Source organism: Bacteroides xylanisolvens (genome assembly GCF_018289135.1).
Taxonomy (GTDB): Bacteria; Bacteroidota; Bacteroidia; order Bacteroidales; family Bacteroidaceae; genus Bacteroides; species Bacteroides xylanisolvens.
Genome location: NZ_CP072216.1, coordinates 5,710,716 through 5,736,669, shown reverse-complemented (window position 1 = coordinate 5,736,669; position 25,954 = coordinate 5,710,716). Strand labels below are relative to the sequence as shown.

At 42.3% G+C, this 25,954-nt stretch carries 21 protein-coding genes; 5 read left to right on the top strand and 16 right to left on the bottom strand.

Translation table 11 applies throughout. The features are described 5' to 3' along the window. Positions 1-52 precede the first annotated feature (52 nt). Positions 53-2,467 carry a DUF2339 domain-containing protein gene (locus INE92_RS23580; protein WP_015533044.1) on the bottom strand — a complete coding sequence of 805 codons (2,415 nt, stop codon included), beginning with the start codon at positions 2,465-2,467 and terminating at the stop codon, positions 53-55. A 281-nt stretch (positions 2,468-2,748) separates the two neighbouring features. Here INE92_RS23580 and INE92_RS23575 point away from each other — a divergent pair, with 281 nt between their 5' ends. The 3 genes from INE92_RS23575 (at position 2,749) to INE92_RS23565 (ending at position 4,353) form a co-directional block, all read left to right on the top strand. Further along, positions 2,749-3,189, top strand: coding sequence for a hypothetical protein (locus tag INE92_RS23575; RefSeq protein WP_195436661.1), 441 nt, complete (start codon positions 2,749-2,751; stop codon positions 3,187-3,189). A 54-nt stretch (positions 3,190-3,243) separates the two neighbouring features. After that, entirely contained in the window at positions 3,244-3,945 is a 702-nt protein-coding gene (locus INE92_RS23570; RefSeq protein WP_195436660.1) for a hypothetical protein, read from the top strand. 264 nt (positions 3,946-4,209) lie between these two features. Then, the gene (locus INE92_RS23565; protein ID WP_233476912.1) at positions 4,210-4,353 is read left to right on the top strand and encodes a hypothetical protein; all 144 of its coding nucleotides are present in this window, start codon (positions 4,210-4,212) and stop codon (positions 4,351-4,353) included. A gap of 167 nt (positions 4,354-4,520) precedes the next feature. Here the strand turns inward: INE92_RS23565 and INE92_RS23560 are convergent, their stop codons facing one another. From INE92_RS23560 to tig, 12 genes are all read right to left on the bottom strand, one after another. Beyond that, complete coding sequence (locus tag INE92_RS23560) at positions 4,521-5,708, bottom strand: OmpA family protein (protein WP_015533041.1); 1,188 nt, start codon at positions 5,706-5,708, stop codon at positions 4,521-4,523. A gap of 103 nt (positions 5,709-5,811) precedes the next feature. Then, a complete protein-coding gene (gene mutL, locus INE92_RS23555; RefSeq protein WP_015533040.1) occupies positions 5,812-7,713 on the bottom strand; it encodes a DNA mismatch repair endonuclease MutL in 1,902 nt (633 codons plus the stop codon). A gap of 17 nt (positions 7,714-7,730) precedes the next feature. After that, complete coding sequence (locus INE92_RS23550; RefSeq protein WP_004314386.1) at positions 7,731-8,030, bottom strand: hypothetical protein; 300 nt, start codon at positions 8,028-8,030, stop codon at positions 7,731-7,733. A 1-nt stretch (position 8,031) separates the two neighbouring features. Beyond that, positions 8,032-9,798, bottom strand: coding sequence for an OstA-like protein (locus INE92_RS23545; protein ID WP_015533039.1), 1,767 nt, complete (start codon positions 9,796-9,798; stop codon positions 8,032-8,034). Between the two features lie 22 nt (positions 9,799-9,820). Further along, positions 9,821-11,203, bottom strand: a complete 1,383-nt coding sequence (locus tag INE92_RS23540; protein ID WP_004314388.1) for a peptidylprolyl isomerase — start codon at positions 11,201-11,203, stop codon at positions 9,821-9,823. 9 nt (positions 11,204-11,212) lie between these two features. Further along, the gene (locus INE92_RS23535; RefSeq protein WP_009038960.1) at positions 11,213-12,058 is read right to left on the bottom strand and encodes a peptidylprolyl isomerase; all 846 of its coding nucleotides are present in this window, start codon (positions 12,056-12,058) and stop codon (positions 11,213-11,215) included. Between the two features lie 54 nt (positions 12,059-12,112). Next, positions 12,113-13,657 carry a peptidylprolyl isomerase gene (locus INE92_RS23530; protein WP_195436662.1) on the bottom strand — a complete coding sequence of 515 codons (1,545 nt, stop codon included), beginning with the start codon at positions 13,655-13,657 and terminating at the stop codon, positions 12,113-12,115. Between the two features lie 144 nt (positions 13,658-13,801). Beyond that, on the bottom strand, positions 13,802-15,280 hold the full coding sequence (gene guaB / locus INE92_RS23525; RefSeq protein ID WP_008020388.1) for an IMP dehydrogenase: 1,479 nt from the start codon (positions 15,278-15,280) through the stop codon (positions 13,802-13,804). 86 nt (positions 15,281-15,366) lie between these two features. Then, positions 15,367-17,547: a DNA helicase RecQ gene (gene recQ, locus INE92_RS23520; protein WP_008020386.1), complete on the bottom strand. Its 2,181-nt coding sequence runs from the start codon at positions 17,545-17,547 to the stop codon at positions 15,367-15,369. A 167-nt stretch (positions 17,548-17,714) separates the two neighbouring features. Then, a complete protein-coding gene (gene clpX / locus INE92_RS23515) occupies positions 17,715-18,959 on the bottom strand; it encodes an ATP-dependent Clp protease ATP-binding subunit ClpX (protein WP_008641838.1) in 1,245 nt (414 codons plus the stop codon). 2 nt (positions 18,960-18,961) lie between these two features. Beyond that, positions 18,962-19,624 carry an ATP-dependent Clp endopeptidase proteolytic subunit ClpP gene (clpP, locus tag INE92_RS23510; RefSeq protein WP_004297164.1) on the bottom strand — a complete coding sequence of 221 codons (663 nt, stop codon included), beginning with the start codon at positions 19,622-19,624 and terminating at the stop codon, positions 18,962-18,964. Positions 19,625-19,767: 143 nt separating this feature from the next. Next, positions 19,768-21,123: a trigger factor gene (gene tig, locus INE92_RS23505; protein ID WP_055236066.1), complete on the bottom strand. Its 1,356-nt coding sequence runs from the start codon at positions 21,121-21,123 to the stop codon at positions 19,768-19,770. A gap of 675 nt (positions 21,124-21,798) precedes the next feature. Here tig and INE92_RS23500 point away from each other — a divergent pair. Further along, positions 21,799-22,044 carry an RNA recognition motif domain-containing protein gene (locus tag INE92_RS23500; protein ID WP_004297160.1) on the top strand — a complete coding sequence of 82 codons (246 nt, stop codon included), beginning with the start codon at positions 21,799-21,801 and terminating at the stop codon, positions 22,042-22,044. A gap of 66 nt (positions 22,045-22,110) precedes the next feature. Here INE92_RS23500 and INE92_RS23495 read toward each other — a convergent pair whose 3' ends face one another. Further along, positions 22,111-22,881, bottom strand: coding sequence for an ABC transporter ATP-binding protein (locus INE92_RS23495; protein ID WP_004308628.1), 771 nt, complete (start codon positions 22,879-22,881; stop codon positions 22,111-22,113). Beyond that, a complete protein-coding gene (locus INE92_RS23490) occupies positions 22,878-23,621 on the bottom strand; it encodes an MlaE family ABC transporter permease (protein ID WP_004308627.1) in 744 nt (247 codons plus the stop codon). Before INE92_RS23490 ends, INE92_RS23495 begins: the two co-directional genes overlap by 4 nt. A 75-nt stretch (positions 23,622-23,696) precedes the next feature. On the opposite strand from INE92_RS23490, the gene lptB reads away from it, so the two are divergent. After that, the gene (lptB, locus tag INE92_RS23485; RefSeq protein WP_004308626.1) at positions 23,697-24,458 is read left to right on the top strand and encodes an LPS export ABC transporter ATP-binding protein; all 762 of its coding nucleotides are present in this window, start codon (positions 23,697-23,699) and stop codon (positions 24,456-24,458) included. 138 nt (positions 24,459-24,596) lie between these two features. Here lptB and der read toward each other — a convergent pair whose 3' ends face one another. Then, the gene (gene der, locus INE92_RS23480; RefSeq protein WP_004308625.1) at positions 24,597-25,910 is read right to left on the bottom strand and encodes a ribosome biogenesis GTPase Der; all 1,314 of its coding nucleotides are present in this window, start codon (positions 25,908-25,910) and stop codon (positions 24,597-24,599) included. Positions 25,911-25,954 lie beyond the last annotated feature (44 nt).

Genomic DNA, 25,954 nt, shown 5'->3' with positions numbered 1-25,954 from the left:
GCCCTTCTTTTGTAGAACAGGCAGCCTTTCTTATCGGATATTTTTCAAAGATTCAGTTTGTTTCTTCCTCGTCATTCTTGAACAACACATCCTTTAGTTTCTGATAAAGGAATGAAAGTATCAGCAATATCAATCCCAGAATGATAAATACAATAATCTTGCCAATGGTCGGCATAGCCCATAAATCATCAAAGACGAGTTTGAGCAGGACTAATCCGAAAGTCGCAAGGCTCACCATGCGGAGTAGTTTCTGATGCAGGCGCATGCCCAACCCCATTTGGACGAACCCGGCAATGCTTAATGAGAGTGACAGCCCGGCACTGAAATCGTCCACTCCTACTTGCCAAAGGAAAGAGCGTACCATTGTCAGCCAAAGGAGCGTGGCAAGAATATTCAGATATACGGTGAAACGGGATTTTATGCCGATTGATATATAGTACATACGTGCTACATAATACAAATTCGCTATTACGAACACAGCTGTCAGCCATGGTAGTACAACAGGAGGGGAAGTCCATATTCTCTGGTCGCCCCATATATTTATAATATATACAAGTACGTTTGCCCCAATAGTCAAGATATAAGAAGTGAGATGTTTCGTTATCGGGAATCGTTTTCTGAAAGCATAGCAAACACTCGAAATGGATATGGCTGTAAACAAGAACATAGCTCCGCTTCTCGTCTCCCCTTCAAAATACAAATTGAATTCCATCATAAATGTATAATAAAGTATGATTACGGAGACGATAAGCATAAAAGGATTCCAAAAGCTGTATTTCAACCGGCGTGCCGTAGAGAAGAAGGAATGATAATATTCCATTAATAAAGCAAATGCTCCTGTCGCTAATCCCACAAACAAAGAGGTGGCAAATGAACTATTCAGAAAAATTGTATCCAAGGAATGATGTTCAAACATCACACCATACACATCCATCAAGTAAGAAACGAAAGTGAGTCCTACCAGGACTTTAGCCGCATACTCATATACTCTAATTTTCGACTTAACATAGAGCCACAACAGCAATACCATTTCCGATGCCCAAAGCAAGGTTATATAGTTTCCGTCCAGTTGAATCGGAACTGTAATGGAGACAAATGTCAGCACAAGCCCCAACGTGGTATGCACGAGGAATTTATATTCCTTCCTATTCTTCCACAACCAAAGAACCAGTCCTAAATTAACAAGAGCGATAAACAGGCTCAACAAGCCGCTTGCTTTGAAAGACAATCCCATATTCTGCAAGAATAAGGCTCCTGAAAGCAAATAGATAAAATTATTCGTTATAATGACGAATACTAATCCCCGGCTCATCGTCCGCATATTCTCTCCACGAAGGATAGAGAACACCGGAAGTAGAAAGATAAAATAGAACAGAGTAGCAAACCAAAACAGATGGTTCGAAATAACCATAGAACTAGAGGTATAGTTAAACAAAAGAAAGATTCCCATTATCAGGCAAGTAAAGACAAATGAAATCATTGGAAGTTCACTCCACTTTTTATAAATGGAAAGTCCGAACATACCCAGGTTTAATATGCTCACGTAAGTGAACAGTACCAAATAACTTCCTTCCCCGCTACTCACTATGAATGGCGCAAGGAATCCTCCTACAAGAGAAATGATAGCCAACTCACGCCGATTATATACCACAGACAGAATAGACATAAACACTGTGACACCAATCAGAATGATAAAGGCCATAGTCTGCGAGAAAATATGATAATAATGGAAAGCAATGGCAACTGTAAGATAGAACACAGCGAAAGCACCACCCGCAAGCAGCGAACTGAAGGTTCGGTATTTCTTTTGCAACCGTTCGGCAACAGCCAGCAATACAGTTCCCGTCAAGAAACCAAGCACGGTACGGAAGGTTTCATTAATCCAGTTTTTATCAATGGCATACTTTACAAAGAAGCCTACACCGATTACAAATATAAGGATACCAATCTTCCCGAAAAGGTTCTCACCGATGAATTTTTCATAGTTCACCTGCTTCTTTTGTTTCGGAACAGTCGGGGCAACCGGAACAACCGGAGTAACCGGTACAACTGGCACAGTCGAAGATTCAGCGGATTCCTTCCGAACAGCCTCTACGCAAACTTCCTCCATTCTTGTTTCAAGCGTCTTTTCAGGCGTCTTTTCCAATGTCTCACGGACAACTGCTTCAACAACCGGTTCGTGTTTTTCCTGAACAGCCTCTTCTCGTTGTCCGGTCTTTACTACCGTAACATGCTCTGCCGCTTGAGGCATCACAGGAATATCTTTTGTTTCTTTTTCTGATATTTCCTCTTTCGGCTTGGAGGCTTCAGCAACAGAATTTTGCTGAACCTTGAGATAATCTTCCATCCGTTTCTTGATCTCATTCAACTCTTTCTCTATCTTTCCGAAGCGATTGTCCAACCTACTCAATAAAATAAATAACATAACCAAAACGAGTAGTGCATATACAGTATTAAAGTCGTCCATAATATTCCAGATTTGAGTTCTATATCACAAATATAGATAATTATTAATAGCTCCAATCAATTGTTATTAAATTATTTGGATTATCCCAATAATGCAATTTTACATCAATTGCATAAATCAGGATACAAATCCTCTAAATCAGGAAAAAAATCTCCTCATTTTATAAAAAAGAATAGAGCTTACAAATTCCAAACAATTATACGGCTTTTATTCTTCTTTTTCCTATCTTTGCCACAATATCAATAAAAATCACACAAATTATTCACTTAAACACAAGAAGCATGAAGCACCTTAAATTTCTATTTGCACTTGGCGGCATTCTTTTCTTATCTTGCCAAACAGTATCCGCACGTGGTTTAAAAATCCCTTTCGGCGACCGCGAAGTATTAACCAAAGTAGCAGATTTGCCTGATACCGAAGAGTACCAAACAGACGATGGAAACTACATTGATCTGGCAACTTTCCATCAGGAGTTCAACATCGCTTACCTTCTCCCTCTATACATAGAGAAAGAGCCTCGCCTGGTCGGCTATTGCGAAAAGGAAGACACTTACTATGAACTGACGGAAGAACAACTGGCTACCATCCTAAAAGAAAATAATTTGGATGGAGAGAAGTTGAACAAGATCGGTTTCTATTCCCGTTATGGCGGTAAAGCTGTCGGACTTCTTATAATTGCCCTTATCATTTGGGGATGTATTCCTGGAAAAAAAAAGAAGTGAAACCCGTGGAAGTATAAAACAAACCATTATTAATAACATTAAAAAGTACAAACTATGTCTATTTACACCTTTATTCCGGTCATTTTCATTGTTCTATATCTAGGATACTGGTTTTACATGAAAAACAAAAACTCGAAACAGGCACAAGTAGTGAACAACACCGATTTCAAAGCTGAATTTGCAAATGCAGAACAGTATAAAAAACTCTGCTTAAACTCTGATTTATCTTTCCTGAAAGAAGCTATGGGAGAAGAAAAAATTGACGCTTTCAACTATGCCAGCAATGAGTATGGTGTAGCATCCGCACTCAAAGACGGAATGAAAGATAAGCTGAAAGGAATGGCCACCTTAGGAACTGTACGTTTCAATACCGTACAAACTCCCAAATATCTGGTATTGAGCGGAGACAATCTGCACCTATTCGATACAGACACAGATGGAGAAATCGACAATCATTTTGTATTCAATCAGGCGCGTCTTGAAAATTCCCGTCTCATCGCAATTCCTATGGAGGGACAAGTACAAGCACAGGCACAAGCCAGAGGAAACAACGTGAAAGCATACAAACTTTCATTGCAAACCGACGAGAAACCTGTTGAACTCATTATCTACTTCTGTCTGATATTTACAAATATCCCGGAGATTCCGACAGATCTACAAGAAACAATACAGGATATTATCATTGGCAATGACTTCTTGAAACAATTGGGTGACAAATATCCTAATTTGAAAGTCTCATTGCCGATATTTAGCTAAAGAAGGACATATACTTAGAAAAAATAACAGCGGAAGGTTAGCTAGTTACCAAACATTATGCGTCCCGGCGGATTTGCAATCCGCCGTTCTCCGAGTATCAGGATTTATAATCCGCAATACACCTATACTTTAATATATAGTTCGGATTAAAAATCCTGATGCTCAAAGCAATCGGATTACAAATCCGATTGAGACATGCGGCTAAAAGAGTATTTCAGCGATCATCAGATTATGCAACGTTCCGACTTTCAAGGCATCACGGGGATGGTACGTTCCACAGCCATGATTCATATTCGCCGACTCCGTCAGGAAGGCAAGCTGCAGAATATCGGCATTCCCAGTCAACCTATTTATGTGCCGGCCCCAGGATTTTATGGAAAGTCCAGAGATTATCAGCCTGTCAAATAAACTAAAACAAAATAAAATACCAGAGGAGATACCCCAAAATAACAGATATAAAAAAGGCGGCTGAAAGCATGAACCTCTCTTTTCAAGGTTCGCTTTCAGCCGCTATCTCTTTCCAGCAAGCGATTACAGAGAATCGCTGAATGCTGAAATCGCTTTTTTACTTTTTATTACTGTGCAGATTCTACCAATACTACACGGTTCAGAATCGGTTGACCGAATTTGTCAACACCACCACCGGCTGCAACTTTCAGTCTATCGGCAGAGATGCCATACTTCTTAACCAACAAGTCTTTAACAACCTGTGCACGTTCCAAACTTAACTTCTGATTGAAAGCAGGAGTACCGGTTGCAGAGTCAGCATATCCGTTGATTGTGTATGTAGCATTCGGAGATTCTTTTATCTTGCTGGCAAGATATGACAAGTTCATTTCTTCTTGCGGAGATAATTTATCAGAACCGATCTTGAAGAATACGGTACGCGGAGCAATGTTAGTATCTGTGATAACAACTTCTTCAGTATCTTCTACTTCTACTGGTTGTTGTGCATTTGCCAACTGTTGTTGCAATTGCATATTAGCTGCTGCCATTGCATTCATCTGATTACGCATCTGATTCAATTCGAGTTCAGAGATAATCTGTGGAGTAGGACGTTGGAATCCGCGGGTAGGGAAGTAATAAGTCACACCGAGGGTAGCACCTAAGATACCGTCATAATCGGGTTTACCTCCATGTTCTCCGTCAAACTTGCCTTCCAGCCCTGTTGCGCTCAACTCCAGATTCAAGTCAACAGCATTCGACAAACGGAAGCGGTTGATAATACCTGCATTGAAAGTAGCGGAGTTAGTGTGAGGACGAGAATAAGCATGAGCCCAACCGGCACCTATATAAGGGATAATTTCATATACGCGGTTCGGATTGTATCCACCGAAAAGTGCGTTCAGGTTAATCATCAAATCACCGTGCAAGTTCATGTAGTCCCATCTTTGTTTGTAAGAACCGTCTTCTCTCGGGCCACCCACTACATAATTAGCAGTTTCGCTGGTAGTGAATCCTTTTGCCTGCAATCCGCTGTATTGCAAACGCAGCCCGAATCCCGGAGTTACCCATTTGCCGACAGACACGTTAAATGTAGGAGCAACACGGTCTCTGAATTTGCCGATATGGTCATTGTTTCCATATAGCACCTGGGCGCCGCCTCCTACAGAGAAGAACCAGTTACTCCAGAAAGGATTAGTTATTACTTGATATTTATCTTGTACCTGAATCACTTCGTATTCAGTTACAGTCATTGTCTGCTGCGCAGAAGCGACAGACGCAACGCCGGCAAATGCCAGCAACATCAGAATCTTTTTCATATACCTAATAGTTAAGTGGTTATTTAAATCTTTTTCTTTGTTGAACTATTTAAATAACACGAACTGAACTAAAAGGTTTTAGAAAAAGATGAAATTATTTGTTTTATTTGAATAATCTTTCGATGTCTTCCTCCTTGATTGTTGTCAAAACAGTTTTCCCATCAGGGGTGTAATTCGGTGAGGGACAGGCAAAAAGGTTGTCTACAAGGCTTACCATTTCTTCATTACTCAACACCTGTCCGTAAACAATAGCCGCCGCGCGAGCCAATGTTAATGCCAGAATACTTTGAATTTCTTCCTTGACGTCACTTCCTTTTTCCATTGCCGTATGCAGCATATTACGCACCAGTTCCACCGGATTCAGACCTTCAATCCCCGAAGGAATACCATTAATGGCATAGCTACCACCTCCCAGATTACTCAAATCGAAACCGACTGCAGACAAATCATCCATAATACTTTGCAGTACAGCTGCTTCCGAAGCCGGCAACTGTAAGATTTCCGGGAACAGGACGCCTTGTGATACCCCCTGTTTTTGTTGGATCTGTACCATATAACGATCAAAAAGCACCCGTATGTGTGCCCGGTGCTGATCGATTAGCATCAAACCGGATTTAACTGAAGTCAGGATAAACCGCCCTTTAAACTGCAAATGCTGATTTCCTTTCTCTATCACCGGTTCACTGGCATACAAAGTAGAAGAAGCGGCAGAGGTGACCGTCTCCATCTTTTCTTCAACGAAAGCGGGTTCGCCGCCAATAGAAGAGTCTTCCCAATCCATTTCTGGTTCCGGTTGCGGGTTATTCATCTTACTGGCTTTCGTCAGCCCTCCGTACAAATCTTCCCATTCCACTTTCGAACGGCTGTACGATCCGCCACCACCGCCACCGGCAGAAACTTTAAACGGATTATAATCTGTATTATAATGTATCTTCGGAGGCTCGGAAGACATTTTCTCCTCAAATGCCGGAATGTCAGGCATGTCTTCCGTATCAAAATCAATAGAAGGGATCGCACTGAATTTACCCAACGACTCCTTCACGGATGCTGAAAGTATCTGCCAAATGGCCTGTTCATTTTCAAACTTGATTTCAGTCTTTGTCGGATGGATATTCACGTCAATATTAGCCGGATCTACATCGAAATAGATAAAGTAGGAAATCTGTTCACCGGTGGGAATCAACTGTTCATAAGCCTCCATGACTGCCTTATGAAAATAAGGATGACGCATATAACGCCCGTTGACAAAGAAATACTGATGTGCCCCTTTCTTACGGGCAGTCTCCGGCTTGGCTACGTATCCGGAGATTTTCACCATGGTAGTATTGACCTCTATGTTCAGTAACTGCTGATTGAGCTTCTTACCGAAAATAGCAAGGATACGTTGGCGTAATTGTGATACTGGAAGATTGAATAACTCCGAATCATTACTATAAAGCGAAAAGGCAACCTCCGGATGCACCAAAGCGATCCGTTCAAATTCGGCAAGGATGTTACTCAATTCCGTTGAATTAGCCTTTAGAAATTTACGACGGGCAGGTACATTAAAGAATAGGTTCTTTACAGAGAAGTTACTTCCTTTAGAACAGGACACAGCCTCTTGGCTTTCCACTTGAGAGCCTGCAATCACCAGCTTCGTGCCCAACTCTTCCGATTCCGGACGTGTCTTTAACTCTACCTGTGCCACAGCAGCGATAGAAGCCAATGCCTCTCCGCGAAATCCCATTGTACGCAAAGCAAACAGATCCGCCGCTTGACGTATCTTAGAAGTGGCATGTCGCTCAAAAGAAAGACGGGCATCCGTTTCGGACATTCCTTTTCCATCATCAATCACCTGAATGCTGGTTTTACCTGCATCAGTCACCAATACATGTATATTTTGTGCATCTGCATCAATCGCATTCTCCACTAGCTCCTTGATGACAGACGCGGGACGTTGTATCACTTCACCGGCAGCAATCTGGTTAGCTACCGAATCAGGTAACAAATGAATTATATCGCTCATTCTTCGTAAATTAATAATTAAAAGTTCCAGCTTCCTGTCGCCAAATAATGCCACAGATAAAGAAGGAAAGCAATGATTATCAGTATGATTCCGAAAGAGACCGGTTTGCGGCCACTCGCTTTTCTTCTTTTCAAATGCGTAGTACCTTCAATGAACTTACCGCGAATATCCTCCGGATTAAATTCCTTTTCCGGAAGCATCCCCAAGTCACGTTTGGCGTTCTCCTCCATCTTTGCGAGCTTTTCTTTCCGCTCGTCTACATAAATGTATTGATGATTAAAGCCACGGGGCTTTCTCATTGAGTTAAACATTCCCATACTACTTCATATTTATTAAGTTTCGCTTTTCTGTTTTGGGTCGCCGGTCGGTGGTCGGTTTCAGTGTATCACCCGCACGCTTACCCCGCCAGTTAAAGATATCATCCTTATTCAGCGGACGGACATAGTCGAACCAGGCAAAAGTGGGAAGACGTAATTTATCAGGCGGTATCTGGTCCATCGGATACATCGTTCCGTTGGATTTACCGATAAACAGTCCTTTTTCCATCTTCTTATCCTTCATATAAAGATGAAGCACACTACCTTCCAGACAATTAAATCCGGTCATCGTACTGTCTTTTTCTTCCGGATAGAAAGCGGTCAACACATTACCAATCACTTCAATATGACGCATATCTCCATTAATGAAATAGGCTTTCATCTCTTTGCCGGACACTTGGTTATAATGAATAGAATCTTTCATTTCCACCGTCAACGCCTGGTTGATGATGTGCGCCCAGTCAATCGTGCTGTCATTCATATAAATCTTGATCTGCTCGCCAAGTAGTTGCTGCCCTTCATTCCAAAGAATAGGGTCGGTATACATGGTCATACAGGAATCCTTCGAATTATAGACCAGTGAGTCACATACTCCCTGAACATCCGTACGATACATACGTACCTTGTGATAAGCTTTCATCAACCGGAAAACGGAATCGGTATTCAGGTTGTAAGACACCAACTGCAATGTATCGCCATGCATAAAAAGACTGTCAGGCCCTTGCGAGTAGTCGATTGCCACCGCACGTTTCGTCGCAAACGCGGAGTCTGTCAATTCATTATAGAAACAATAATCACCCGTCAGCATATTCTTATTAATGGAATCTGTCATCTTCACATTATCGAACGCCTCGCCATAACCGATGATACGGTCATAGAACAGACTGTCGCCTACCAGTTTCTTTCCCTGATTGGTCAGTACCGAACGGTCTAACAATTCGGCTTGTTCGGTCATTGTGTTATAAAATCCCCGTTCCGAATAGATATGATTATTATCACTGACGATATTGGAAGGTCCGAGAATAACTGCGATTTTGCTTTCCGTATTATACCTTAATGTATCGGAAGTCAACACAAACTTTGGGTTTACCAACTTCACATCATGATTGAATACCGACTGTTTTGTTGCAGGACTGTATTCTCCCCAATCGGAAGTCAATACATTCTCTTCATCCATCAAGGTTCCTCCCTCGAAATAATATCCGAGGTCGTAGAGACGGTCGTAATTCAAGCTATCTGTCAACAGGGTGGTGTTCCGGTTAATCATCTTCACATTTTCACGAAGCTGCGCTATTTGCGTCATGCCGTCATAATAAAGATAATCACCGTAGATGAACAAAGTGTCTCCCTGTTCCATACGTACATTACTGAAGGCCTCCACAGAGTTGGTTTTCTCAAAAATCAGTGCACTGTCACAGTACATATACATACTGTCATGGCGCAATTTCACGTTACCAATCAATACCTGCACATCCGGACGCGCCAACTTATCCGCCTGACCTTCATCAGCATGAAGCAGATAAACTTTGGTCTTTTTATTCTCCGGTTGTTTCTTGTTGTCCGATTGTTTCTTATTGCCTGCCAGTGTTTTGGCTTTTGAAGCCGACTTAGACGTATCCGCAGCCGATTTAATTGAATCCCCTGTTACAGGTTTCTGTCCCGTTGGCCTCACTTGTGCTACAAGACATACACCAAACAGGCATAGAAAGCCTATAAGGAGCCATCTATGCCTGTCTTGTTGTTTATTTTTCTTATTTGTTTTCAGCATATAAAATCAAAGCAAGGTTACATCAGTCCTTCTTGACCCAACCCGGATACTTGAAGTCACACTTCTGCCAGTTTTCGTTGATGCGTACATAAGTATGTTTCTGTTTGTCCAGAATCCATTTCTGCAACATCTCTTCACGGCGTTTGTCCATCACAATTTCTTTCAAGTCCTGATAGTCTTCTGCAATGGTTGCTTTATGACCGTTGATTTTTGCTTTCAACTTCACGATAGCACATACTTCTTTTCCATCCTTCTCATTAATCATTGTAAAGGCTTTGGAAATTTCGCCTACATTCATCTTATCCACTACTTTAGCAACGTCTTGAGGAAGATCCTGCATCTGGAACTTAGAAGTAGTCACACCTGAATTTTCATTGATGTTCACCATAATACCATGGTTGTTACGAGTATCTTTATCCTGTGAGATAACGGCAGCCGCATCATCAAATGTAAATTTGTTGGCACGAATATCATCAGCAATAGAATCCAGACGGGCACAAGCCTCGGTCAGTTCTTTTTCCGATACTTTCGGACGCAACAAGATATGGCGAGTGTTGACACGGTCACCACGTTTTTCAATCAACTGGATAATGTGGAAACCAAATTCCGACTCCACAATCTTAGAAACTTTCTTCGGATCTTGCAAACTGAACGCTACATTCGCATAAGCAGGGTCCATCATACCACGTCCCATGAATCCACATTCACCACCTTTAATGGCAGATGCCTTGTCTTCCGAATACAAACGCGCCAATGTAGAGAAGTCGATTTCTCCTTTTGTCACACGATCCGTATAATCACGCAACGTCTTTTTTACATCCTCAATCTCCGAGATAGGAATTTTCGGTTGTAAAGTAATGATCTGCACTTCTACCTGTGTCGGAATGTAAGGAATACTATCTTGTGGAAGGTCTTTAAAATAACGGCGTACTTCTGCCGGAGTCACTTTGATTTCTCCTACCAGTTTCTGCTGCATCTTCTGAACGGTCAATCCGTCACGTGCATTATCACGCAGCGTCTCACGAATCTGGGTGGAAGTTTTATTGAAATACTCCTCCATCTTCTCTCTGGAACCGATCTGCTGGATGTACATGTTGGTCATCATATCCACACGCTGGATGATTTCCGCTTCGGAAACCTCGATACTGTCCAACTTTGCCTGATGCAGGAACAACTTCTGCACAGCAATCTCTTCAGGAATTACACAATAAGGATCGCCGTCAAATCTGCGTCCATTATACAAGGCATCCATACGGGCCTCTTCTACATCTGATTTCAAAATAGCTTCGTCACCTACTACCCAAACTACTTCATCAACCACATTATCTTGTGCATAGGTTGCCACATTAGCAAATATTGCCAGGACAAGGGTAACAACAAATCTAAAGTTCACAAACTTCTTCATTCTTTGTATTTAATAATTATATATAATCTTCTTCTTACTTACTGCCTGCTGATACAAGTCGTTCTTTACCTGTTCCATAAAGCTCACCCGTTTCTGATTAACCAGTAAGTCTTTCACTTCCGAACGGGCAAATTCATACGGTTTCTCTTCACCAATTCCGCGATAATCGCTCACATTCAGGAAATAATAATAGGCCGTATCTTTCAATTCTACCTGACGGTGTTTGTCTACGTACTCTTCCGGTGCCTCTACTTTTAATGGAATCATATCCAGTACATCAGTCACGGACACCCATTTGTCATAGAAGTATTCGTATTTCACTGCATTCTGCAAGCTATATTTTTCCAGGCTCTCGACAGCATCCTGTTTTTCCGACTTATACCACCTGCGCACATTGTTCAGCTGGGGAGCCGTCAACGGCACTTTGATAAACAATCCCTTAATCAACGGGGTTTCCAGCTTAAACAGTTCTTTGTTTTTTCCGTAATATTCTGCGATCTCTTGTTCGGAAATATCATTCGACAGCTTCTGGTTTATCAACTCCTGCTGATAAGTATGCATAATCAACGCTTTCCGATAATTCTCCACTAGTTTGTCTACATCCACATTATCGGGAATATTGTTCGCAGCTTTCTCATATAATAAAATCTCTTCCGCCCAACTACGAATATAATGTTCGGTGAAGAGAATACTATCATCTTTTGACAATCCGACCGGAAGCACGGACATCAAATCTTCTTTATATAAAAAGTTACCGTCCACCTCTACCAAAGGAGTCTTTCCTTTGTGGTCGCGCTGTTCCTTGCACGCTCCACAACCAAGAAGGGTAATCAGTAAGAGGACTAATATTCGCATTGGCAACTAAAATCTACTTATTTAAGGTACGAAGATAGTGAATAATCGGTTACATCAGTTATTATTAACTGTTTTTAAAACCTCTTGGTTTATTTCAACCTTACCAAACTCCCTCAATTCCCGCGCCCAGCACGTGTCAAGATAGCTTCGATAATCCTTTCGCACCTGTTCAATTACTTCCCGATAATCATCCGGTCCTTTCATTTTTTCGCCTACAACAATGGTAAAAGGATAAGACATTACGGGTTCGAAACCACCCTTCTTAAAAACCAGTTTATCTATATATTTATTGTCTCCGTCGGCAAAAATACCTTGTTCAACCTGTATCTTTTCCGTCCCGGATGTATTAAAAGTTTGCCGAAGCTGGTCCGCCCACTCTTTTTCCGGCACTTTCTTCAGCATTTTTTTAGCTTGCTTTGCCGTCTTTTTATCAACGCAATGAAGCACGACTCCTCTATACCGGGGACTCTCCCACCGATAATCCGACGAATGAAATTTGAAATAGGTAGCCAATCCGGCCCGGTCATTAATGGCAGGCAACTCTATTTTCTGCCGTGTGATTTCTTTTACCAAATAGTTTTCGTCAGATTCCCGCAAGGCAACACGAATTTCCGGATGCTTTTTATCTATATTCCGGCTTTCATAATCCAATAATGATTTAGCAATAAACCCTTCCAACTGGCGTTTGACAGCTTGAGGATGAGAAGAGGCAAAACGCGTGAACATAGCTCCGGTATATGCCTGTCCATCAATCGTAAAGAGATTTTGTTCTGTCCGGCCTTTCGTTAACAGTTCTTCCATTGCTGCCTGATTCGGGGTATACTGCCATGACCTTTTTAATCGGTCGAGCATCGCTGCCGTGCCTTTGTCTAAAATTTCCTTACGCCGTAACCGCTCTATCAACCTGCCACTGACATTTTCATAAGCAAATGCTTCCTCCCGGTCAATCACTTTCAAGATATGAATCCCTTCAGGAGTGAAGAATGGCTGTGATACCGCAGCTTTCGCCAAAGAGAAAGCGACATCCTCAAATTCACTCGTTGTCTCCAGACCTTCTATCCATCTACTCTGCTTATCATCCGAATAGATTTCCACCAAACGGTTAAAATTCAAATCCGGCTGATTCTGTATCACCCGGTATATAGAATCCATCCGGGCTTTTTCTTCTTCCAAATGACGGGAAGTCACCGTCTGCGGTAAACGTTTAAAAATTTGCATGACTTGCACCCGGCCGTTACGTGCTTTCAGTCCCATCTTCTGATACAAGACACGGGCACAACTATCCATCACTTGTTTGTCAATCAGATAAGATTCTACCAATTCTGTCCAACATTTCTCGTGTTGTTTACGGAAAACTGTAGTCGTATCAAGCCCGGCAGCCCTGGCTGCTTCCACCTTCAACTTTGATTGAGCGAAAAGTGCCGCATACTCTTTTGGTGAAAGCTGGGCATTTGAGCGTTCTGCATAACGGCGGTATGCATTTTCAAATTCCGAACGGAGTACCTCTCTTCCGTTAACACGCATCAATACCGGATCTTCTTGCGCAAAGACCGCGACAACAAAGAGAGAAATACATCCCAACAACAGGCTTCTTTTCATCATCATTTTTTTTATTTTCCAAACAATAAACAACAAGCATCACAGAGGCAATAACAGATAAACAACAAACGGTGAGCAGTGAACACCTTGCTGACAATACAGCCTGTTCACCGTTCACCGTTAATAGTTCACCGTATCTATCTATTATTCCGGACGGCTATAGTTAGGCGATTCACTAGTAATCGTCACGTCGTGCGGATGGCTTTCCATTACACCTGCATTGGTAATGCGGGTAAACTTAGCATCATGAAGTTTATCAATATTGGCAGCACCGCAGTATCCCATACCTGCACGCAAACCACCTGACAACTGATAGACAACTTCGAAAAGTGTACCTTTATAAGGAACACGGGCAGCAATTCCTTCCGGAACAAGCTTCTTCACATCAGCAGTTCCACTCTGGAAGTAGCGGTCTTTCGAACCGTTCTCCATCGCTTCCAACGATCCCATACCACGATAGGATTTGAATTTACGTCCATTGAAAATGATTGTGTCGCCCGGAGACTCTTCTGTTCCGGCAACCAACGATCCGATCATTACACAATATCCACCGGCAGCCAACGCTTTCACTACATCGCCCGAATAGCGCAAACCACCATCGGCAATCAAAGGAATACCTGTACCCTTCAAGGCTTTTGCTACATCATAGACAGCAGACAACTGTGGAACACCTACACCGGCAACCACACGAGTGGTACAGATAGAACCCGGACCGATACCGACTTTCACTGCATCCGCTCCTGCTTCTACCAACGCTTTTGCAGCTTCTCCGGTAGCAATATTACCCACTACAATATCAATGTTCGGGAAGCGTTTCTTAGCTTCTTTCAGTTTTTCAATCACAAACATAGAGTGTCCGTGAGCCGTATCAATCACAATTGCATCCGCACCGGCATCTACCAATGCCTGCATACGATCCAGCGTATCGGCAGTCACACCTACACCGGCAGCTACACGCAAACGACCTTTGGCATCTTTACAAGCCATCGGTTTATCTTTTGCTTTTGTAATATCTTTATAAGTAACAAGACCGATCAACTTTCCGTCCATTCCGACAATCGGAAGTTTCTCGATCTTATGTTTCTGAAGAATCTGTGCAGCAGATTCCAGATCAGTAGACTGGTTTGTAGTTACCAATCTTTCTTTCGGAGTCATGACAAGATCAATATGTTTAGCCATGTCTCTTTCGAAACGCAAATCTCTGTTAGTAACAATACCCACCAAATAACCTTCATCATCTACCACAGGGATACCACCGATTTTGTATTCCGCCATGATGTCCAGTGCATCCTGCACAGTAGAACCTCTTTTAATAGTTACGGGATCATAAATCATACCATTTTCGGCACGCTTTACAATAGCAACTTGTCTTGCCTGTTCTTCGATAGACATATTTTTGTGAATCACACCGATACCACCTTCACGAGCAATGGCAATAGCCATTTTCGCTTCGGTAACCGTATCCATGGCAGCCGTCACAAAAGGAATTTTTAACTCAATGTTTTTTGAAAACTTAGTCGAGAGATCGACAGTGCGCGGTAAAACTTCAGAATAAGCGGGGATCAACAATACGTCGTCGTAAGTTAACCCATCCATTACAATCTTATCAGCAATAAATGACATAGGGCTATGCGTTTAAAAATTATTGCGTGCAAATATACGGTTTTTATTCAAAACTGCATACCTGCACGCTTATTTTTTTCGCTTTTTTAATTGGCCATTTCAGAGATGAACTTAATACGTACCAAGCGAACTTCCTCTTCAGTGAAGTCATCGCCTAATTCATCAAGCGCATCATCAATCTTATCAGTGGTAGATTCCTTGAAATAATCGTAGATATCGAGCATGTGATCTTCATCCATGATTTCTTCCAGGAAATAATCGATATTCAGTTTAGTTCCCGAATAGACGATAGCTTCCACCTCGTCCAGAAGTTCACCAAATTCGATACCTTTGGAAAGAGCGATATCATCTAACGCCACTTTACGGTCAATTGCCTGAATGATAGCTACTTTCATCTTTGATTTATTAGCAACCGTACGTACCCGCAAATCTTCAGGACGTTCTATTTCATTCTCTTCACAGTGGCGTTTGATTAATTTACAGAACTCTTCACCGTAACGTTTTGCTTTTCCGGCTCCTACGCCCGGTATATTCTGCAACTCATCCAATGTCACCGGATAAATGGTAGCCATCGCTTCCAAAGACGGATCCTGGAAGATCACATAAGGCGGCACTTCCAGTTTCTTCGAGAGTTTCTTCCGCAAGTCCTTCAACATAGAATAAAGAGCAGGGTCTACCGCACAGGAACCACCGCCACGTGCCGGAACTTCTTCTTCCGTCTCTTCAAAGTCGTTGTCTTCGGTAATCTTGAATGACTTCGGCTTCTTCAAGAACTTGTGTCCTTCCTCCGTCACTTTCAGGAGTCCGTAATGTTCCACATCCTTGCTCAAGTAACCTGCGATCAGTGCTTGACGAATCACTGCGTTCCATGTTTTATCCTCTTCGCCCATACCGGAGCCGAAGACTTCGAGGTCTTCATGCAAATGCGCCTGTACTTCGGAAGTTTCTTTACCTTGTAGTATGTCTATAATATAATCTGCCTTAAAATTTTCTTTCACCGCGATAATCGCTTCAATCACGGCACACAATAACTCTTGAGCCTCCACTTGTTTTTTAGGGTTTAAACAGTTGTCACAATTTCCACAATTCTCTTCCGTATATTCTTCGCCGAAATAATGCAGCAACGTCTTGCGCCGGCATACGGAAGATTCGGCATAAGCAGCGGTTTCCAACAGAAGCTGCTTGCCAATTTCCTGCTCTGCCACAGGTTTTCCTTGCATGAACTTCTCCAGTTTCTGCAAATCTTTGTTTGTATAAAAGGTTATGCACTGACCTTCACCGCCATCTCTACCGGCACGTCCGGTCTCCTGGTAATACCCTTCCAGACTCTTTGGAATATCGTAGTGAATCACAAACCTTACATCCGGCTTGTCGATTCCCATACCGAAAGCGATAGTTGCTACAATAACGTCCACTTTTTCCATCAGGAAATCATCCTGATTCTTAGTCCGCGCCAACGAGTCCATCCCGGCATGATAAGGACGCGCATTGATACCGTTTGCCTGAAGGATTTCAGCAAGTTCCTCTACTTTTTTCCGGCTAAGGCAATAGATAATGCCCGATTTTTCCGGATTGTTTTTGATAAACTTGATAATATCCCTGTCAATATTAGCGGTCTTCGCGCGTACCTCATAATAAAGGTTCGGACGGTTGAACGACGATTTGAAAACTTGAGCATCTACCATTCCCAGATTTTTCTGGATATCATGCTGCACCTTTGGTGTCGCTGTTGCGGTCAACGCAATCAACGGAGCCTTTCCTATTTCGTTGATAATAGGGCGAATCCGCCGGTATTCCGGTCGGAAGTCATGTCCCCATTCAGAAATACAATGAGCTTCGTCCACTGCGTAGAACGAAATTTTCACCGAACGCAAAAATTCTACATTCTCTTCTTTCGTCAGCGATTCCGGCGCCACATATAGCAATTTTGTCTTTCCGGCAAGGATGTCCGACCTCACTTGGTCTATCGCGCCTTTATTTAATGAAGAATTGATAAAATGGGCGACGCCATCTTCTTCACTGAAATTGCGCATTGCATCCACTTGATTCTTCATCAACGCAATAAGCGGAGAAATTACAATTGCCGTACCTTCCATCAAGAGCGAAGGTAGCTGATAGCATAAAGATTTCCCGCCACCGGTAGGCATCAGTACAAAGGTATCTTTACCATCGAGCAAGTTGTTAATGATCGCTTCCTGGTTTCCCTTGAACTTATTAAATCCGAAACACTTCTTCAGTTCATCTGTTAAATTAATCTTCCTTGCCATCTTAACTTAGGTTGTTTTATTCAGTTCATGGTTTAACTTTAGTAGGCTCCCTCCTTCAAGAGAGCCAAACAAAGTTATAAACAACTTCGTAATTACCAAGCAAAATGCGACTAATATTTTTAAGAAAATACAGTTACGATCATCTTTTATAGTCTTACTCTCTGATTTTAAGCAGTTTGCAGTCGTGCCATATTCGCTTTTTCCAGTTGCATCTTTGCATAATCCAGCGTCACCTTATACTCTTTTTTGTCCTCTGAAGGGATTTCAAACATGACATCCATCATGATTGTCTCCACAATAGAGCGCAATCCACGGGCACCCAGCTTATATTCTACCGCCTTATCGACGATATATTCGAAGACAGCATCTTCAAATGTGAGCTTGATACCATCCATTTCAAACAGTTTGATGTACTGCTTGATGATAGAGTTTTTCGGTTCGGTGAGGATAGCACGAAGCGCATTCCGATCCAGCGGATTCAAATAAGTCAGTACCGGAAGACGTCCGATAATTTCGGGAATCAGTCCGAATGACTTCAAATCCTGCGGAGCGATATACTGCATCATGTTATTCTTATCCACCGTCGCTGTTTTCTGCGACGCCGTATATCCTACGACATGTGTATTCAACCGTTGGGCGATCTTCTTTTCGATACCATCGAAAGCGCCGCCACAGATAAAGAGAATATTTTTGGTATTTACCGGAATCATCTTCTGGTCCGGATGTTTACGACCACCCTGGGGAGGTACGTTCACAACAGAGCCTTCGAGTAATTTCAGCAATCCCTGCTGTACACCTTCACCGCTCACATCACGAGTGATGGAAGGGTTATCTCCTTTGCGGGCAATCTTGTCGATCTCGTCGATAAACACAATACCCTGTTCAGCTTCAGGTACATTATAATCTGCCACCTGAAGCAAACGGGTTAAAATACTTTCGATATCTTCGCCTACATAACCGGCCTCTGTCAGCACCGTAGCGTCTACAATAGTAAACGGCACGTGCAGCAACTTGGCAATCGTACGTGCAAGCAACGTTTTTCCGGTTCCGGTACTACCTACCATAATAATGTTCGACTTTTCAATCTCCACATCATCCCCGCTGTCTTTTTGCAACAGACGTTTATAATGGTTATAGACCGATACGGAAAGGAAGCGTTTTGCGTCATCCTGTCCGATCACATACTGGTCGAGGAATTTCTTGATTTCTACCGGTTTGGGCAGTTCTTTTAAATTGAGTTTGGTAGCTCCCGCGCTTTTCTTGCCTTCGCCCAATGCTTCCTGAGTGATCTCGTAAGCCTGGGTAGCACAACTGTCGCAGATATAGCCGTTCATTCCCGTAATCAGGAATCCGACTTCATTCTCCGACCGTCCACAGAAGCTACACCTTTTCTTTGTCTTTGAATCAGCCATTTTTATTTCTTAATCAATACCTCATCAATCATACCGTACTCTTTCGCTTCCTGAGCTGTCATCCAGTAATCGCGGTCAGAGTCCGCCCATACCTTATCGAAATCAGTATGCGAATGATCGGCGATGATCGTATAAAGTTCTTTCTTCAATTTCTGAATCTCACGAGCTGTGATTTCAATGTCCGACGCTTGTCCTTGCGCACCACCCATCGGCTGGTGAATCATCACACGTGAATGAGGCAACGCAGAACGTTTGCCTTCAGCACCGGCAACAAGCAGTACAGCCGCCATTGAAGCTGCCATACCTGTACAGATGGTAGCAACATCACTTGAAATAAACTGCATCGTATCATAAATGCCCAGTCCGGCGTATACACTTCCGCCCGGAGAGTTGATATAGATAGAGATATCCTTACCCGGATCAACAGAATCCAGATACAGCAACTGTGCCTGAAGCGTATTCGCTGTATAGTCATCTACTTGTGTACCGAGGAAAATGATGCGGTCCATCATCAAACGGGAGAAAACGTCGAGTTGAGTAACGTTCAACTGTCTTTCTTCCAGAATATAGGGATTCAAATACCCGGCCTGCGATTTAATCACATCATCCAATACCATGCCATTCATTCCTAAATGCTTGGTTGCGTATTTTCTAAAATCATCCATGTTAATTGTTCCTTTCTTATAAATTAAAAATAAACGTAAGTACAAAGAAACGAAAAAGAATACAGAGACACAAAAAAACACAGAGTTATAATTTTATAAAAACTCTGTGTTTCTGTGACTTTATATTCTATTCAACCGAATGATTATTCAAACATCTTATTGAATTCTTCGATTGAAACGTTCTTGTTTTCCAAAGTAACCTGCGCTTTCAGAGCAGCAGCCAGCTTCACTTCTACCACACGACTTACCAAATTATTGATAGTTTCTTTCTTCTTCAACATCTCCTGTGCATAGTTATCAAGCACATCATCAGGGATAGACAACATACCGTATTGAGCAAACTGTGCCTTCGTTGTTTCTCTAGCCATCTTCAGAACATCTTCCTGTTCTACTTTGATTTCGTTTGCTTCAACCAACTGTTCCTTAATCAGGTGCCAAGTCAGTTCCTCGATGCTCTTATCATAGTTTTCAGCAACATATTCTTCGCCCTTTTCTTCGTTATTCAGCAACATGATACGTTTCAGCAGAGCGTCAGAGAATTCCAACTTACCTACTTTTTCCATCATCACTTTGCGAATATCGATCAGGAACTTATAATCGCTGTCAGCAACAAATCTTGCTGCAATTTCTTCTTTAATCTTAGCGCGGAATTCCTCTTCAGTCTTCACAACACCTTCGCCAAATGCCTGGTCGAACACTTCCTGTGTCAATTCACCCGGAACAAAACGAGTGATTTCTTCTACCTGGAAACTGAAGTCAGACTTAACATCTTTCGCGATTTCCTTGTCGATCTTCAACAAAGAACCCAGTTCAGCAGCATGTCCGTCATAAGCAACATTCGGATTGAACACCAATACATCATTTACTTTTGCGTTAGCAAAAATAGCTTTCTGATCGTCATTCTTCATATAAGCAGGCATCAACACAGCAGCTTCTACCTGAATACCACCTTCTTTTGTATTGCCTTCTTCGTCCAACTGTGCCAGCAGACCTTTCAACATATCATTATCTTCGTAAGCATCTACCTTATCATACTTACCAGTGCGTTGAGTGTACATCTTCACCTGGTTGTCGATCATTTCTTCAGAAACTTCGATAGAATAATAATCTACTTTATCTTTAGCGCTTACTTCTGCTTTAAATTCAGGTGCCAAAGCGATATCGAACACGAATTCGAACTCTTCCATTGTATCGAAATCAATATTCTGCTGCTTTTCTTCATTAGGCAACGGCTCGCCCAACATATTCACCTTATTATCTTTAATATAATTGTAAACAGCTTCTTGCAATGCCTTATTCACAACCTCTGCAATCACCGATTTACCATACATCTTTTTAATAAGACTTGTCGGCACCATACCTTTACGGAATCCCGGAATCTGTGCCTTCTGACGGAGTGATTTCAACTCTTTGTCTACTTTCTCCTGATAATCTGCTTTCTCAAGCTTTACAGTAAGCTCTGCGCTTACTTTGTCAATGTTTTGTAATGAAACGTTCATTCTGACAATTATTTATTTGATTTATACTTTGTTCTATACTCAAAGAGGGTGCAAAATTAGTGCTAATCTTTCAAATTTCAAAAGACATTGCAGATTTATTTCAGCAACGCCACCCATCTTTCACACATCTTTTATTAATTATTTCATCAATTCCTCATATATAAACAACAATAAACCATCAGCAACGACCACGCCGCAGGTCCCCCGGCCTACTTTTTTCTCCATCAAGCGAGCGCCCGTAACGAAGCGTTAAGAAGGGCAGACTGTTTGAGCGTAGCGAGTTTCTGCCCTTTAGCGTAGTGAAGGAAGCGAGTAGGAGAAAAAAGTCAGCCTTGAAAAGCCCGATTTAGTGAGTGTAGCCACAAGCTCGCTTGAGGATACCGAGCGTGAGGGCTTTCTCCAACTTTTCTTTGGTTCTTTCTTTTCTTTCAAGAGAAAAGGAAAGAACTTTTTTTTCTGATAATCCGCAAATTAACCTTCCAAAAAGATGGTTAATCCAAAAATTATTCTTTTCTTTGCTGCGGATTGATGGACCATTAGTTTCTCGATTTGATTACAAGGTTTTTACTTCCGTTACGAAACGCATTTGTAAACTCTCTGTCGTTTTAATCTTTTTATTAGTAACCATCTGTCCAGAGAGTTTTATTCATTTATTTATTTTTTATCATTTTCATTATGAACATTTATGTTGGAAACCTTAACTACCGTGTTAAGGAAGGAGATCTGCAACAAGTGATGGAAGATTACGGAGCAGTATCATCAGTTAAAGTTGTTATGGACCGTGAAACCGGTAAATCCAAAGGATTCGCTTTCATCGAAATGGAAGACGACGCTGCAGCTGCAAAAGCTATTGCTGAATTGAACGGAGCTGAATACATGGGCCGTACAATGGTAGTTAAAGAAGCTAGACCTAGAGCTTAATTGCCGACGCTAATATAGCTAAGAAAAAAAGAAACTTCTGTCATCCCGATGACAGAAGTTTTTTTATTACCCTTCCATTCCTTGCACTTCCACGTCCTTCACCTTACGGAGCAAGTCTGAAGCAAAGATAAAGTTATTCAGTCGTTCGTTGGTAGAGGTAAAGATATCATCTTTTGTCCCTTCCCACTCTTTATGTCCTTCATAAATATAAATCACCTTCTCGCCAATTCCCAATACAGAGTTCATATCATGCGTATTGATAATGGTCGTCATGTTATATTCCTGCGTAATATCATGGATCAGATCATCAATCACCAATGACGTTTTCGGATCGAGCCCCGAGTTCGGTTCATCGCAAAACAAATATTGCGGATTCAGGGCAATCGCACGTGCAATAGCCACACGCTTCTGCATCCCCCCACTGATTTCTCCCGGAAACTTATCTTTCGCCTCCCCCAGATTCACACGATCCAAGCAGAACATCGCCCGTTTGGTGCGCTCACGCAAAGTATCATTGCTAAACATATTCAACGGAAACATCACATTGTCCAACACCGTCATCGAGTCAAACAGAGCCGCACTCTGGAAAATCATCCCCATCTCCTTGCGAAGCATCTTTTTCTCCTTCTTCCCCATCAAGACAAGGTTGCGTCCGTCATATAAGACTTCCCCCTTCTCCGGAGTAAGCAATCCTACAATACACTTCATCAATACCGTCTTACCGGAGCCACTCTGACCGATAATCAAATTCGTCTTTCCATTTTCAAAACTAGCATTGATATCGCTCAATACCGTTTTGTCATCAAATGATTTATAAAGTCCTTTAATCTCAATCATCCCATCAAAAGTTTAGTTAATATCAAGTCCGCAAACAGAATCAATACACTGCTGGATACTACGGCATCCGTAGAAGCCTTTCCCACAGCAATCGATCCACCATCTACCGTATATCCGAAGAAAGCAGACACACTTGCAATAATAAACGCAAAAAAGAGGGATTTGATGATACCGGCCCAAATAAACCACTCCACAAACATATATTGCAATCCATATTCCAGATCGACCGCATTCATCACCCCGGCAAACCAACAGGTGCAAAAGGCACCGATAATTCCGGCAAAGATACTGAACGTCACTAAAATAGGAATCACAGTTACCATCGCCGTAATCTTAGGCAGAATCAGGTAGTTTGCCGAATTGATACCCATAATTTCGAGCGCGTCAATCTGCTGCGTCACCCGCATCGTTCCTAATTCCGAAGCGATATTCGATCCTACTTTTCCCGCAAGAATCAAACACATGATAGAGGAAGAAAATTCCAGCAACATAATTTCACGTGTCACATACCCCACTGTCCAGCGAGGCATCCACGGACTTTCGATATTCAACTTAATCTGGATGGTAATAACCGCGCCGATGAAAAACGAAATCAACAGCACGATGCCGATGGAGTTCACACCTAGTTGCTCCAACTCGTTAAGGTATTGCCGGAAGAACATACGCATACGTTCAGGACGGGAAAAAGTCCGTCCCATCAGCATGAAATATCTCCCGACGGTTCTCAATGCTTTTATCATAACTCACACTATTTGTCTGCAAATGTACATTATTTCAGCTTATTTTTACTACATTTGCCGCAAAATAACTAGAATATGGAAGAAAGCAAGATGGTGCTCCGCACGGAAGACCTGGTTAAGAAGTACGGTAAACGAACCGTTGTGAGCCACGTTTCCATCAATGTGAAGCAAGGTGAGATTGTAGGTTTGCTGGGACCGAACGGTGCCGGTAAGACGACTTCATTCTATATGACCGTAGGGCTGATTACTCCGAATGAAGGACGTATTTTCCTCGACGACCTGGAGATTACCAAATATCCGGTTTACAAACGAGCGCAAACGGGAATCGGCTACCTTGCACAGGAAGCTTCCGTTTTCCGCCAGATGAGTGTGGAAGATAATATCGCCGCCGTACTGGAAATGACTAACAAGCCCAAAGAATATCAAAAGGAAAAACTCGAAAGCCTGATAGCAGAATTCCGTCTGCAAAAGGTACGCAAAAACAAAGGTAACCAGTTGTCCGGAGGTGAACGCCGCCGTACGGAGATTGCCCGTTGTCTTGCCATCGACCCCAAATTCATCATGCTTGACGAACCTTTTGCCGGTGTAGACCCGATTGCTGTAGAAGATATCCAGCAAATTGTTTGGAAGCTGAAAGACAAGAATATCGGAATCCTGATTACCGACCACAACGTACAGGAGACACTTAGTATCACCGACCGCGCCTATCTGCTGTTCGAAGGAAAGATTCTTTTCCAGGGAACACCGGAAGAATTATCGGAGAATCAGATTGTGCGTGAAAAATACTTGAGTAACAGCTTCGTTTTACGCAGAAAAGATTTCCAGTTGGAGAAATAGATTCACCACAGATTAACACAGATTTCCACAGATTAAAAATAAAAAACGGGCTAATCAATTTACAAGTTTTGTATCATTTGATTAGCCCGTATTCTTTATGAAATATCTGTGGAAATCTGTGTTAATCTGTGGTGAACTTTACTTCTGTCTAATATAAATATTAACCGGAGTACCTGTCAGATTCCATTTCTCACGCATCTTATTTTCGAGGAAACGTTTGTACGGATCCTTCACATACTGCGGCAAGTTGGCAAAATAGACAAATGAAGGTACTTGCGTATTCGGCAGCTGTGTGATGTATTTAATCTTGATATACTTACCTTTATTTGAGGGAGGCGGATAAGCCTCGATCAGCGGGAGCATTTCTTCATTCAAACGAGCTGTCGGAATCTTTGTCGTCCGGTTCTCATATACATTACGTGCTTCTTCCAGCACTTTCAGAATACGTTGTTTAGTCAACGCAGAAGCAAAGATGATCGGGAAATCGACAAACGGAGCAAAACGTGAACGGACAGCTTCCTCAAATGTCTTCTGCACTTTCACTGATTTATCTTCCACCAAGTCCCATTTATTAATCACGACTACCAATCCTTTCTGGTTCTTCTGAATCAGAGAAAAGATATTCAAGTCCTGGCTCTCAACACCCCTCGTTGCATCCAACATCAGAATACAAACATCCGAACCTTCGATGGCACGAATCGAACGAATCACCGAATAATATTCCAAGTCTTCATTTACCTTGTTTTTCTTACGGATACCTGCCGTATCTACCAGGTAAAAATCAAATCCGAATTTATTGTAACGAGTGTAGATCGAGTCACGGGTAGTCCCTGCAATCTCTGTCACGATATTACGTTCTTCCCCAATAAACGCGTTTACAATGGAAGATTTTCCTGCATTCGGGCGTCCTACCACAGCAAAACGAGGAATATCATCATCCAGGATTTCAGAAGACTCCTTCTTGAAATTGCTGACAATCAAATCCATCAAATCACCCGTACCACTTCCTGTCATGGCAGAAACACAATACGGATCGCCCAATCCCAGTTTATAAAACTCGGGAGCGTTATACTGTAAATCATGATTGTCCGTTTTATTGGCAACCATAATCACCGGACTATTAGCACGGCGCAGAATAGCCGCTACCTGCATATCCAGATCGGTCACTCCGTTCATCACATCCACAACGAACAAAATAACGTCCGCTTCATCGACTGCCAATAATACCTGCTTACGGATTTCCTCTTCAAAAACATCATCCGAATTAACCACCCATCCGCCGGTATCCACCACGGAGAACTCACGGCCCAGCCACTCGGACTTGCCATATTGTCTGTCGCGGGTTGTACCCGCTTCTTCATTCACAATAGCCTGACGAGTCTTCGTCAGACGGTTAAATAAGGTAGACTTGCCCACATTCGGGCGTCCTACAATTGCAACTAAATTACCCATAGTTCAATACCTTGTTTTTTCACGACTATCACAGTCGCATGAAT